Origin of the sequence: Methylorubrum extorquens (genome assembly GCF_024169925.1) — a bacterium.
Lineage (GTDB): Bacteria > Pseudomonadota > Alphaproteobacteria > Rhizobiales > Beijerinckiaceae > Methylobacterium > Methylobacterium extorquens_A.
Genome location: NZ_JALJXF010000001.1, coordinates 618,046 through 629,883, shown reverse-complemented (window position 1 = coordinate 629,883; position 11,838 = coordinate 618,046). Strand labels below are relative to the sequence as shown.

General features: G+C 67.1%; 12 protein-coding genes. 6 read left to right on the top strand and 6 right to left on the bottom strand.

The window, feature by feature from the left end; translation table 11 throughout:
• Positions 1-80: 80 nt before the first annotated feature.
• Complete coding sequence (locus tag J2W78_RS03065) at positions 81-1,553, bottom strand: catalase (RefSeq protein ID WP_253367962.1); 1,473 nt, start codon at positions 1,551-1,553, stop codon at positions 81-83.
• Positions 1,554-1,908: 355 nt separating this feature from the next.
• On the opposite strand from J2W78_RS03065, the gene J2W78_RS03060 reads away from it, so the two are divergent.
• Positions 1,909-3,975, top strand: coding sequence for a protein meaA (locus J2W78_RS03060; protein WP_253367960.1), 2,067 nt, complete (start codon positions 1,909-1,911; stop codon positions 3,973-3,975).
• A 92-nt stretch (positions 3,976-4,067) separates the two neighbouring features.
• On the opposite strand, the gene J2W78_RS03055 is transcribed toward J2W78_RS03060, so the two are convergent.
• Positions 4,068-4,751, bottom strand: a complete 684-nt coding sequence (locus tag J2W78_RS03055) for a DUF2490 domain-containing protein (RefSeq protein WP_253367958.1) — start codon at positions 4,749-4,751, stop codon at positions 4,068-4,070.
• Positions 4,752-5,051: 300 nt separating this feature from the next.
• On the bottom strand, positions 5,052-5,798 hold the full coding sequence (locus J2W78_RS03050; protein ID WP_253367956.1) for a glucose 1-dehydrogenase: 747 nt from the start codon (positions 5,796-5,798) through the stop codon (positions 5,052-5,054).
• 108 nt (positions 5,799-5,906) lie between these two features.
• Here J2W78_RS03050 and J2W78_RS03045 point away from each other — a divergent pair, with 108 nt between their 5' ends.
• On the top strand, positions 5,907-6,236 hold the full coding sequence (locus tag J2W78_RS03045) for a winged helix-turn-helix domain-containing protein (RefSeq protein ID WP_253367954.1): 330 nt from the start codon (positions 5,907-5,909) through the stop codon (positions 6,234-6,236).
• 151 nt (positions 6,237-6,387) lie between these two features.
• Positions 6,388-7,449, top strand: a complete 1,062-nt coding sequence (trpS, locus tag J2W78_RS03040) for a tryptophan--tRNA ligase (protein ID WP_253367952.1) — start codon at positions 6,388-6,390, stop codon at positions 7,447-7,449.
• A gap of 12 nt (positions 7,450-7,461) precedes the next feature.
• Here the strand turns inward: trpS and J2W78_RS03035 are convergent, their stop codons facing one another.
• A complete protein-coding gene (locus tag J2W78_RS03035; RefSeq protein ID WP_003597291.1) occupies positions 7,462-7,635 on the bottom strand; it encodes a hypothetical protein in 174 nt (57 codons plus the stop codon).
• Positions 7,636-7,796: 161 nt separating this feature from the next.
• Between J2W78_RS03035 and leuD the strand changes: the two genes are divergently transcribed.
• Complete coding sequence (leuD, locus tag J2W78_RS03030) at positions 7,797-8,402, top strand: 3-isopropylmalate dehydratase small subunit (protein ID WP_253367950.1); 606 nt, start codon at positions 7,797-7,799, stop codon at positions 8,400-8,402.
• A 93-nt stretch (positions 8,403-8,495) separates the two neighbouring features.
• On the opposite strand, the gene J2W78_RS03025 is transcribed toward leuD, so the two are convergent.
• Both J2W78_RS03025 and meaB read right to left on the bottom strand, forming a co-directional pair.
• A complete protein-coding gene (locus tag J2W78_RS03025) occupies positions 8,496-9,128 on the bottom strand; it encodes a peptidase C15 (protein WP_253367948.1) in 633 nt (210 codons plus the stop codon).
• Positions 9,125-10,114, bottom strand: coding sequence for a methylmalonyl Co-A mutase-associated GTPase MeaB (meaB, locus tag J2W78_RS03020; protein ID WP_253367946.1), 990 nt, complete (start codon positions 10,112-10,114; stop codon positions 9,125-9,127). The genes J2W78_RS03025 and meaB overlap by 4 nt, the downstream gene beginning before the upstream one ends.
• Positions 10,115-10,260: 146 nt before the next feature.
• On the opposite strand from meaB, the gene J2W78_RS03015 reads away from it, so the two are divergent.
• Positions 10,261-11,295, top strand: a complete 1,035-nt coding sequence (locus tag J2W78_RS03015) for an alpha/beta hydrolase (RefSeq protein ID WP_253367944.1) — start codon at positions 10,261-10,263, stop codon at positions 11,293-11,295.
• A 185-nt stretch (positions 11,296-11,480) separates the two neighbouring features.
• Complete coding sequence (locus J2W78_RS03010) at positions 11,481-11,828, top strand: hypothetical protein (RefSeq protein WP_253367942.1); 348 nt, start codon at positions 11,481-11,483, stop codon at positions 11,826-11,828.
• Positions 11,829-11,838 lie beyond the last annotated feature (10 nt).

The following is an 11,838-nucleotide window of genomic DNA, read 5'->3' as shown; positions in this document are numbered from 1 at the left end:
GCAACGGTTTGTCTCGTCCGCACAAAAAAGAGGCGCCGGCCACGGCCGACACCTCTGAATTCAAAATAACATTGAGATGACTACTCGGCGGCGGCCCGTGCGGTGTCGATGCCGAGACCCTGTGCGACGCCGCGCCCAAAATCCTCATGCACCTTGAACCAATGGGCGATCATCCGCTCCTGAATGTTGCGCGGGCTGTCGCCCATGGAGGTGACGATGTTCTCCACGAGCCGCTGGCGGCCGCCCTCGTCGAGCACCTTGGTCCAGAACAGCTTGGGCTGACCGTAGAGGTCTTCGTCGTCGCCCGGCCAGCCATAGCGGCCGGCATCGCCCCGGATCCGCAGCGGCGGCTCGCTGAAGGAAGGGTCCTGCCTCGGACCGCCGAAGGAGTTCGGCTCGTAATCGACCTGGGCACCGTGATTGCCGTCGGTGCGCATGGCGCCGTCGCGGTGATAGGTCTGGACGGACGCGTTCTTCGCCTGGTTCACCGGGATCTGCTGGTAGTTCACGCCGAGCCGGTAGCGGTGCGCGTCTGCGTAGGAGAGCACCCGGTTCTGCAGCATTTTGTCCGGTGAGAAACCGATGCCGGGCACCACGTTCGAGGGCTCGAAGGCGGATTGCTCGATCTCGGCAAAGTAGTTCTCGGGATTGCGATTTAGCTCCATCTCGCCGATCTCGATCAGCGGATAATCGCCGTGCGGCCAGACCTTGGTGAGGTCGAACGGATTGATGGAGTAAGTATCGGCGTCCAACTCCGGCATGAGCTGGATGGAGACCTTCCATTTCGGGAAGTCGCCCTTCTCGATGGCGGTCGAGAGATCGGCGGCGGAGTAGTCCGGATCCTTGCCCGCCACCTCGTCGGCCTCGTCGGCGGAGAAGTTCTGGACGCCCTGCTTGGTGTGGAAATGGAATTTCACCCAGTGGCGCTCGCCCCGGTCGTTCCACAGCGAGAAGGTGTGCGAGCCGTAGCCGTTCATGAAGCGCGCCGATTTCGGCGTGCCGCGATCCGAGTACAGGAACATCACCTGATGGATCGCCTCCGGCGACAGGCTCCAGAAGTCCCAGCGGCGCCAATGCGGCTTAAGGTGCGTGCGCGGATCGCGCTTCTGCGTGCGGATGAAGTCGGAGAACTTGATCGCGTCGCGCACGAAGAAGATCGGGGTGTTGTTGCCGACGAGATCCCAGTTGCCCTCCTCGGTGTAGAACTTGAGGGCGAAGCCGCGCGGGTCGCGGGCGGTGTCGGCCGAGCCGGACTCGCCGCCGACGGTGGAGAAGCGCGCCACCATCGGCACGTCCTTGCCGAGTTCGGTCAGCACCTTGGCGCGGGTGAACTCGGCGAGGCTCTTGGTCAGCCGGAACGTCCCGTAGGCGCCGTAGCCCTTGGCGTGCACCACCCGCTCCGGAATTCGCTCCCGGTTGAAATGGGCCATCTTCTCGATGAGGTGGTAGTCCTGCATCAGCACCGGCCCGCGCGGGCCGGCGGTGAGCGAGTTCTGGTTGTCGGAAACCGGGTTACCGAACGCCGTCGTCAGGCGCGGGCTCTGGTCTGCCATCGCGTGCTTCTCCTTGCTGATGCCTCTATGGGCGAGCGTCGCAACCGGCGGTGAGCCGTGCGAGCGTTGCGGGCCCAACGCGCGAGGCCGAGCTTGGAGCCATTCGATTCTGCAACGATGCGATGCATCTGTCGCCGTAGAGTTGAAGGATCATTGGCACTCGATCGGCGCCCTCCGCCATCCGCTCGGATGCCGCACGACAAATCCGCTTCACGTCCCCTCAAGTTTTTCCAACAGCAGCGACGTCGATCCTCGACCTTTCTCCCAGATGACGCGGCGCAGCGGCTTCGCTACGGTGCCGGCCAACAGCCGCGCCTCGAGGCGTGCGATCGCATCGGACAGGGAGTCGAGTGGGATGAGCGCGCAAGCGAGCGTTGCCGAGGTCAAGCGCGACAAGCCGTGGATCATCCGCACCTATGCGGGTCACTCCACGGCGGCAGAGTCGAACAAGCTCTATCGCGGCAACCTCGCCAAGGGTCAGACCGGCCTCTCGGTCGCCTTCGATCTGCCGACGCAGACCGGCTACGACCCGGACCACGAACTCGCCCGCGGCGAGGTCGGCAAGGTCGGCGTCTCGATCGCGCATCTGGGCGACATGCGGGCCCTGTTCGACCAGATCCCGCTGGCGCAGATGAACACCTCGATGACGATCAACGCCACGGCGCCGTGGCTGTTGTCGCTCTATCTCGCTGTGGCCGAGGAGCAGGGCGCGCCGCTCGCCGCGCTCCAGGGCACCACGCAGAACGACATCATCAAGGAGTATCTCTCACGCGGCACCTACGTATTCCCGCCCGCGCCCTCGCTTCGGCTCACCAAGGACGTGATCCTGTTCACGACCAGAAACGTGCCGAAGTGGAACCCGATGAACGTCTGCTCCTACCATTTGCAGGAGGCGGGGGCGACGCCGGTTCAGGAACTCTCCTATGCGCTGGCCATCGCCATCGCCGTGCTCGACACGGTGCGCGACGACCCCGATTTCGACGAGGCGAGCTTCTCCGACGTCTTCAGCCGGATCTCGTTCTTCGTGAACGCCGGGATGCGATTCGTCACCGAAATCTGCAAGATGCGGGCGTTCGCCGAGCTGTGGGACGAGATCGCCCAGGAGCGCTACGGCATCACCGACGCCAAGAAGCGGATCTTTCGGTATGGCGTGCAGGTCAATTCCCTTGGATTGACGGAACAGCAGCCCGAGAACAACGTCCACCGCATCCTCATCGAGATGCTGGCGGTGACGCTCTCCAAGCGCGCCCGCGCCCGCGCGGTGCAGCTCCCGGCCTGGAACGAGGCGCTCGGCCTCCCGCGCCCGTGGGACCAGCAATGGTCGATGCGGATGCAGCAGATCCTCGCCTTCGAGACCGACCTGCTCGAATACGACGACATCTTCGACGGCTCGACGGTGATCGAGGCCCGCGTCGAGGCGCTCAAGGAGCAGACCCGATCCGAGCTGACCCGCATCGCCGAGATCGGCGGGGCGGTCACGGCGGTCGAGGCGGGCGAACTCAAGCGGGCGCTGGTCGAGTCGAATGCCCGGCGCATCTCGGCGATCGAGAAGGGCGAACAGGTCGTCGTCGGCGTCAACAAGTGGCAGCAGGGCGAACCCTCGCCGCTGACGGCCGGGGACGGCGCGATCTTCACCGTCTCGGAGACGGTCGAGATGGAAGCGGAAGGCCGCATCCGCGAGTGGCGCTCCAAGCGCGACGACCGGGCGGTCGGCCAGGCGCTCGCCGATCTGGAACAGGCCGCGCGCTCAGGCACCAACATCATGCCGCCCTCCATCGCTGCCGCGAAGGCGGGCGTGACCACCGGCGAGTGGGGCCAGCGCCTGCGCGAGGTGTTCGGCGAGTACCGCGCGCCTACGGGCGTGACGCTGCAGACCGTCACCTCCGGGGCGGCGGAAGATGCCCGTCTGCTCATCGCCGATCTCGGCGAGCGGCTGGGCGAGACGCCCCGCCTCGTCGTCGGCAAGCCGGGCCTCGACGGCCACTCCAACGGCGCCGAGCAGATCGCGCTGCGTGCCCGCGACGTCGGCTTCGACGTCACTTACGACGGCATCCGCCAGACCCCGACGGAGATCGTCGCCAAGGCGAAGGAGCGCGGCGCTCACGTCATCGGCCTCTCGGTGCTGTCGGGCAGCCACGTGCCGCTGGTGCGCGAGGTGAAGGCCAAGCTGCGCGAGGCCGGGCTCGATCACGTCCCGGTCGTCGTCGGCGGCATCATCTCGACCGAGGACGAGTTGGTGCTCAAGAACATGGGCGTCACCGCCGTCTACACGCCGAAGGACTACGAGCTCGACAAAATCATGGTCGGCCTCGCCAAGGTGGTGGAGCGGGCGCTCGACAAGCGTGCTGCCGACCGGGCGGATACGGAGGCCGGCGTACCGGGCGCGCCGAAGCGGAACGAGGGTGCGGCGCAGGTTTTCTAACGTCTGCCGCGATATCCTGGGAGCGGTCACGAACCGATCGCCGCCGCTCCCACCCTCGCCGCGCCGGTATCGACCGCTGCGCGGGGAGCCGCTCAGTACCGTAGGAAGAGATTCAGCGACAGGATGTGATGCAGCTCGGTGCCGCCGGCCTGCGTTCGGGCCGTCTGGTTCAGGTAGCCGATCTCGACCGTCGATTTCCCAGAGATCGGCAGCTCGAAGCCGACAAAGGCCCGGATGCGGTCGAAGCCGGCTCGCGCACCCCAATCCGTATCGTTCAGGGCGACGAAGACCTCCGTCCAACCGACAGCCGAGACACCGCCCCAGTCCTGCGGCAGGGGCATCGCGAAACGTACGTTTTCGCGCAGCCGGAACCCCACATCCCGTCCGGCAGATTGCCACCGCTGCTCGAAACGGGTGCGGGACGAAACCTTCACGCCGGTAATTTCACCGATCTTCCAGTTGATCTCCTGAAAGCTGCGATCCTCGGTCCGCACCGTGTCAGGCATGCCGTGGTCTTCGACGTAGGCATAACCCTGGTAGAGCACGAGCGCGTCGTTGACCTTCCAACCGACCGCCGGGCGAAGAATGAGTTGATCGAGCTGTGAGATGCCGTTGCCGATGCGCGGCTGGACTTCCGCAAAGTACGCCACGTCGCCGACGGATCCGAACAGGCTCGTGTTGATCCAGAGTTGGCCGTCCTGCACCGGCTCTGCAAAGGCCCGCGCTCCCGGTGCGATCAGGCAAACGGCCATGAGGAAGCGCGTCAGTCGGATCACGATCCACTCTCTGCACGCAGCATCGCCCATTCTCGGCCGACGGCGCAAAATTTGAAGAGCAGTTGTCCGTTCTCCCAACCCAACGTCAAGCTCATCGCGAAACCGTGTGCGACGAGAGCATCAAGCGGGCCGGCGGCGAGACTGTTCTCGACGCGAGACATCCACTGACGCGTGAGCTGCCTCCCTCAGAAAACGCGGCGAGGACGCAGGTCGGCGATGGCGGAACATGGCCGGCCCGCTTCCTTCAAGGTCTTTTCCTGCGCTCACTGCGAGTGTGCGCAGGCGCGAAAACGCTGCGCCTCAGCGAACGCCGCCGCTGGCGTTGATCACTTCCCCGGTTACCCAGCGGGCATCGTCGGAGGCGAGGAACGCGACGACCCCGGCGATATCGTCCGGCTGGCCGGATCGGCCGAGCGGCGTCTGTGCGACGAAGCCGGCCTCCATCTCCGAACCGGCGATGCCGGCGGTGTGGGTGCCCTCGGTCACGACGTAGCCGGGGCTGACGACGTTGACCCGGATCTTGCGAGGAGCCAGCTCGTTGGCCAGGACGCCCGAGATCGCGTTCAAGGCCCCCTTGGTTCCGGTATAGACGGCACTCGTCGGCGTCTGCACGTCGGTGACGGCAGACGAGATGTTGATGATGCTCCCGCCCTCCTCCAGGTGTTTCGCAGCCGCCTGAGTCGCAAGCAGCACGCCCAGCACGTTGACGTCGAAGAGGCGGCGGTAATGCGCTTCGGTCACCTCTTCGATCGCCGCAAATTCGTAGATGCCGGAATTGTTCACCAGCACGTCGAGCCGGCCGAAGTGCTGCACCGCCGCCTCGACCAAGCCCCGCGCCTGCGCGGCCTGCGAGACGTCCGCCTTGACTGCGATGGCCCTGCCGCCTGTGGCGGTGATGGCATCGACGACGGTATCCGCGCCGACCTTGCTCGACGCGTAGTTGACGATGACGGCCGCGCCATCTTTCGCCAGTGCCTTCGCGATGGCGGCGCCGATCCCCTTAGACGCGCCGGTCACGACCGCGACCTTGCCTTCAAGCTTCGACATCTGTGCTAACCCTTCGACGGGAGCCGGCGCCGATACGGTCGCCGCAATCCCATAGTTCGGGATTTCGGAACTATTGAAGCGGGGTTCAAGCCCCCATATGGATAAATCATGAGGCCCCTGTTTCACCCCGCGATCGAGGACGTCCCTCCGGAGGCGATCCTCCACGCCCTGTCCGACCCGCGCCGGGCGGCCATCTTCGCCCGGATCACCAAGGCGGGGTGCGTGGAGGCTTGCTCGGCCCTCTCGTCGGTCGGCGATCAGGTGATCCCGAAATCGTCGCTGTCCAGCCACTTCAAGGTGCTGCGCGAGGCTGGGTTGATCCGCTGCGAGCGCCATGGCGTCGAGATGCGCAACCACTCGCGCTGCGCGGAAGTGGAGGTACGTTTCCCCGGCCTGCTCTCCGCGATCATGAACGCCTACGCGACGCGGGCTTCGTGATCGCTCGCGGATCATGAGCCCGCCGGACGGGCGGCACGCGAGCGCGGCCCATCCTGCTTGACCGGCCGCCGCTGCGGGTGCCAGAACCCGCCGCTTCAAGCGGGATGCGAGATCGCCTCGGCCCGGACCTTCTTTCCAGGGACCCGCGCCGATGGCCGCGTTCACCGAACTCGTGTTCTCCGGCGTCCAGCCGACCGGGAACCTGCACCTCGGCAATTATCTCGGCGCCATCAAGCGCTTCGTCGAGATGCAGGAGCGCGATGCGCAGTGCCTCTATTGCGTGGTCGATCTCCACGCGATCACGATGTGGCAGGACCCGCAGGCGCTCAAGGGTCAGATCCGCGAGGTCACCGCCGCCTTCCTCGCCGCCGGCATCGATCCGAAGCGCTCCATCGTCTTCAATCAGTCCCAGGTGCCGCAGCACGCCGAACTCGCCTGGATCTTCAACTGCGTCGCCCGCCTCGGCTGGCTCAACCGCATGACGCAGTTCAAGGACAAGGCCGGCAAGGACCGGGAGAACGCCTCCATCGGTCTCTACGATTACCCCGTGCTGATGGCTGCCGACATCCTCGCCTATCGCGCCACGCACGTGCCCGTGGGTGAGGACCAGAAGCAGCATCTCGAACTGACCCGCGACATCGCGCAGAAGTTCAACAACGATTTTTCGGGGTCGATCCTGGCCCATGGTCACGGTGAACAGTTCTTCCCGATCACCGAACCGCTGATCGGCGGGCCGGCGGCGCGCGTGATGTCGTTGCGCGACGGCACCAAGAAGATGTCAAAGTCGGACCCGTCCGAGTATTCGCGCATCGCGCTCACCGACGACGCCGACGCCATCGCCCAGAAGGTGCGCAAGGCCAAGACCGATCCGGAGCCCCTTCCGTCGGAGGTCGCGGGTCTGGCCGGCCGACCGGAGGCCGACAACCTCGTCGGCATCTTCGCGGCGCTCCGCGGCATCACCCGCGACGAAGTTCTGGCGGATTTCGGCGGCGCGCAGTTCTCCAGCTTCAAGCCGGCTCTGGTCGATCTGGCCGTCGAGACGCTGGCGCCGATCAGTGCCGAGATGAAGCGGCTCGTCGCCGATCCGGCCTATATCGATTCGGTTCTCGGGGACGGCGCGAGCCGGGCCGAGGCGATCGCGGCGCCGACGCTGGATGCGGTCAAAGACATCGTCGGCTTCGTCCGGCGCGGGCCGGCGCTCAGGGCAGTGTGATCCGTCGCGCCGTTACCGCCGGGGCTCGTCCTTGCGCAGGTGGCGGCCATAGGCCTGCTCCTTCTCCTCGCGCTCCTTGATCAGGTCGGCATAGGCTTGGCGCATCTCGGGGGAGACGCTCACGCTCTTGCCCTTGGCGGGCTTGCGCTTGGGCGCCTTCTTGAAAGTGTCTGACGTGTCGGCCATCGGTTTCGCTATCCCCCTTCGCGAACGATCATATCATAAAGGCAAGCCCGGTGCCGGCTGAAACGGGGCGGCTACCGGCGAAGCGATTCGACTGCTAGATAACGGCGGACCGAGGCCGGAAGATCTTTACCCGGCAGCCGACGACGATTTCGAGAAGACAAATGGAAAAGTTCACGACCCTTGAGGGCGTCGCCGCGCCCATGCGGATCATCAACATCGACACCGACCGCATCATCCCCAAGCAGTATCTCAAGACGATCAAGCGTACCGGGCTCGGCCAGGGCTTGTTCTCGGAGATGCGCTACAACGACGACGGCTCGGAAAATCCCGATTTCGTCCTCAACCAGCCCGCCTACCGCGACGCCAAGACCCTCGTCGTCGGCGACAATTTCGGCTGCGGCTCCTCGCGCGAGCACGCGCCCTGGGCGCTGGCCGATTTCGGCATCCGCTGCGTGATCTCCACGAGCTTTGCCGACATTTTCTTCAACAACTGCGCCAAGAACGGCATCCTCGCGATCATCGTCTCGCCGGAGGATCTAGAGAAGCTGTTCCAGGACGCGGAGCGCGGCGCCAACGCGACGCTGACGATCGATCTCGCCGCGCAGACCATCAAGGGCCCGGACGGCGGCACCCTGCATTTCGACATCGACGAGGGCCGCAAGCACAACCTGCTCAACGGCCTCGACGAGATCGGCCTGACCCTAGACCAGAAGTCTCCGGCGATCGACGCCTACGAGGCGAAGCTCGCCCAGCGCGAATGGGCATGACTGGCGGCTAGAGCGCATTCCGACGAAGTGGAAACCGGTTCGTCGAAAGAATGCGCGTCAAAACAAGGATCGAGAGACGCCGGCCTGATGCAATCAGGTCGGATATGGCTCTAAAGCCCTGCCCCGCAGGGCGAGCACCCGCGCCGCCTCGATGAAGGCTTCGGCCCAGAGATCGAGCGCGGGCCGGTCGCGCCCTCCGCCAGGTTTCGGACGCCGGGTGCGCGGCGGCATCGGAATGTGCAGGAACAAAGCCGGCCGCCCCGTCGCCAGCACCTGGTAGTACGAAGCGTTGCACAGGTAGCGTCCGGCCTCGCGCGAGGCGGCGGCATCGAGGCCGGCGCGCCTCAAGGCCACCCGCACCTGCGCCGCCGCGGCGCTCCGGCGCTGCGCCGGGCCGTCCGGGTCGAACGCGAGGGAACGCCCCACCGCCCCGCTCGCATCGGGAAACAACCGGCTGACCCGGTTGACCGCGCGGGTCTCGACACAGACGCGGGAGCGGCGCGCGGCAACCCCGATCATGAGCACGGCGCGCGGGCCCCTGGCCAGGGCCGGAGCCAGCCCCGTGTCGAGAGCGTCGTAGCGCGTGTCCAGCACGAGGCAGTGCGGCGTGTGGCCGAGGATGCGGCGCAGATGCGGTGACGCCGCCAGACGCCGGGCAAGGCGGGCGCTCGGGTTGTCGGGCACGGTCGGGAACGGGCCGAAGCCCGTGATGAGCAGGCGGCTCACAACCCTATCAGGGTCGCGATCGCATCGGCGCCGGCAGCGGGTGAGTGCTCGCCGCCCGCGACCGCCCGCTCCGCCTCGGCGGTGGCTTGGCGCACTTCCGCGCTGCCGACGAGGCGCTGGTGCAGTCGCTCGTGGACGAGCGCCCACATCCACTTCACGTCCTGCTCGCGGCGCTTGCCCGCGATCTCGCCGGTGGCGGTGAGCTTGCCGCGGTGATCCTCGATCCGGCTCCAGAGGGAATCGAGGCCCTTGCCGTGCAGGCCGGAGATCGTGACCACCGGCGGCGTCCACGTGGCGGACGGCGGCGTCAGGATGTGGAGCGCGGCGCGGTACTCGGAGGCGGCGGCACTCGCCCGGCGCTCGCCGTCGCCATCGTCGGCCTTGTTGACCGCGATCATGTCGGCGAGTTCCAGGATGCCCTTCTTGATGCCCTGAAGCTCGTCGCCGGCCCCCGGCAGCATCAGCACGAGGAAGAAGTCGGTGAGGTCGGCCACCGCCGTCTCCGACTGGCCGACGCCGACGGTCTCGACCAGGATGACGTCGAAGCCCGCCGCCTCGCACAGCAGCATGGTCTCGCGGGTCTTGGCCGCGACGCCGCCGAGGGTGCCCGAGGAGGGCGAGGGCCGGATGAAGGCGTTGCGATCGATGGCCAGCCGCGCCATCCGCGTCTTGTCGCCGAGGATCGAGCCGCCAGTGCGGGTCGAGGACGGATCGACGGCCAGCACCGCCACCTTGTGGCCCGCCGCCGTCAGGAGCGAACCCAGGGCGTCGATCGTGGTGGATTTGCCGACGCCCGGCACGCCGGTAATGCCGACGCGGATCGCGCGGCCGGTCTGCGGCAGCACCGCGTCGATGAGGTCGCGCACCGCCGCCCGATGATCGGCCCGGCGCGACTCGGCGAGCGTGATGGCGCGGGCGAGCGCTGCCCGGTCTCCGGCCAGAAGCCGCTCGCGGAGTGTGTCCATGTCGGGAAGGGTCGCGCTCATGCCCCCTTCATGCCGGGGCGTCGCGCGGGCGTCGAGTGCCCAAAATCCCAATCGTGCCCCGCCACGGTCAAGATCGTGCGCGAAGGAGGGGAGCCCAGCGCCGGCTTGCCACCGGAGCGGGATTCTTCGGGGACTCGAAACCGCTCATGCAGCCCTCCGACGCGACCCGCCGCTCCCTCCTGCGCCTCATGGGTTTGGCGGGCGTGGCCGGCCTCTCCCCTGCCCTGTCGGCCTGCGTCATGGATGGGCTTGCCACCGGCACCGTCGGCGAGACGCAGTCGGCGCTCGACGTGAGCCCGGTGCTCCTCATCGCCACCACCCGTCGCCCGGCCAGCGGCAATCCGCCCAAAGCACCGTTCTTCGGCTCGGAGCGCGGCCGGGGCCTGAGCTTTGCCGAGGCGCGCATGACTGCGCCGGACCGCTCGCTGATCGGCAAGGTCTCGTCGGTGGTGAGCGGCGATTGGGGCGTCCGCTCCGTCGGCGACGTCACCACGGGGTCGGGCGCGGCGGCGGCCTTCGCCCAATCCGCCTTCGGCCGCGACGTGCTGATCTACGTCCACGGCTACCGCGAGAGCTTCGAATCCGCCGCGGTGAGCGCCGCCCGCCTCTCCGACGGCATCCGCTTCAACGGCGCCTCGGCGCTGTTCACCTGGCCCTCGGCCGCGGCGACCTTCGATTACGGCTACGACCGCGAGAGCGCGCTGTGGTCCCGCGACGCCCTCGAGGATCTTCTGAAAACCGTGGCGACCACGCCGAGCGGCGGGCGCATCCATATCGTCGCTCACTCGATGGGCACGCTCCTCACGCTGGAGACCCTGCGCATGTTGCGGGCCGAGGCCGGCGAGGCGGCGGTCGCCCGGATCGGCGCGGTGGTGCTGGCCGCCCCCGACATCGACATCGACCTGTTCGCCAACGGCGTCGAGCGCCTGGGGCCGGACGCCAAGCGCATCACCGTCATCTCGGCGACGAACGACCGGGCGCTCGAACTCTCCGGCGCCATCGCGGGCGGCGTCGTCCGCGCAGGCGCCGCGGACCGGGAGCGCCTGGAGGCCCTGGGCGTGCGCGTGGCCGATGCCTCGGATTATGGCGGCGGCCTGTTCAACCACGACCTGTTCCTGTCGAACCGCGAGGTTCAGGCCGTCGTCAAGCGGGCCGTCTCGCGGGGCAGCAGCGGCACCTGAGGCAAATTCAGTGGCGTGATACCTCGCTTTGCGGCGATTGCCGGGAACGCGTGGCTTTGGCCCATCGACGAATCCGACTCCGCCGTCCTACAAGCGCCGCCGAACCCGGCCAGTCCGGTCCGGGTTTCCCGCGCAAAGCCGCCCGTCGGCCCGCGGCTCTTTCCCCTCTTTCGAGGACAGTCCCGATGTTCACGCTCGAGATCGACGGCAAGGCGATCGCGGTCATCAACGGCGACGAGGCGACCGCCCGCGACCTGTTCACCTGCGACGGCTTCAAGGAAGACATCCGCACGATGACGATCGACGGCCAGCCGATCTGGAACGGCACGTCGGATCTGACCGTACGCAAGGCCAGCGAGGACGAGATCGAAGAGTTCGAAGACGCGCTCGCCTCCGATGACGGCGAGGGCGATTTCGAGCCCGACGCGCAGCATGAAGCGGAAGGCGACAGCTCGGACGACGAGGACGAGGCCGACATCGTCTTCCTCGTGGACATCGACGACGAGGACGAGGATCAGACGCTCGACGCGTGACGGAACGCAA

Excerpts from the sequence above, each read along its gene's own strand:
- J2W78_RS03015 (WP_253367944.1), top strand. The coding sequence starts at position 10,261 with ATGCAGCCCTCCGACGCGACCCGCCGCTCCCTCCTGCGCCTCATGGGT.
- J2W78_RS03065 (WP_253367962.1), bottom strand. The coding sequence starts at position 1,553 with ATGGCAGACCAGAGCCCGCGCCTGACGACGGCGTTCGGTAACCCGGTT.
- J2W78_RS03010 (WP_253367942.1), top strand. The coding sequence starts at position 11,481 with ATGTTCACGCTCGAGATCGACGGCAAGGCGATCGCGGTCATCAACGGC.
- J2W78_RS03045 (WP_253367954.1), top strand. The coding sequence starts at position 5,907 with ATGAGGCCCCTGTTTCACCCCGCGATCGAGGACGTCCCTCCGGAGGCG.
- J2W78_RS03060 (WP_253367960.1), top strand. The coding sequence starts at position 1,909 with ATGAGCGCGCAAGCGAGCGTTGCCGAGGTCAAGCGCGACAAGCCGTGG.
- leuD (WP_253367950.1), top strand. The coding sequence starts at position 7,797 with ATGGAAAAGTTCACGACCCTTGAGGGCGTCGCCGCGCCCATGCGGATC.
- J2W78_RS03035 (WP_003597291.1), bottom strand. The coding sequence starts at position 7,635 with ATGGCCGACACGTCAGACACTTTCAAGAAGGCGCCCAAGCGCAAGCCC.
- J2W78_RS03050 (WP_253367956.1), bottom strand. The coding sequence starts at position 5,798 with ATGTCGAAGCTTGAAGGCAAGGTCGCGGTCGTGACCGGCGCGTCTAAG.
- meaB (WP_253367946.1), bottom strand. The coding sequence starts at position 10,114 with ATGAGCGCGACCCTTCCCGACATGGACACACTCCGCGAGCGGCTTCTG.
- trpS (WP_253367952.1), top strand. The coding sequence starts at position 6,388 with ATGGCCGCGTTCACCGAACTCGTGTTCTCCGGCGTCCAGCCGACCGGG.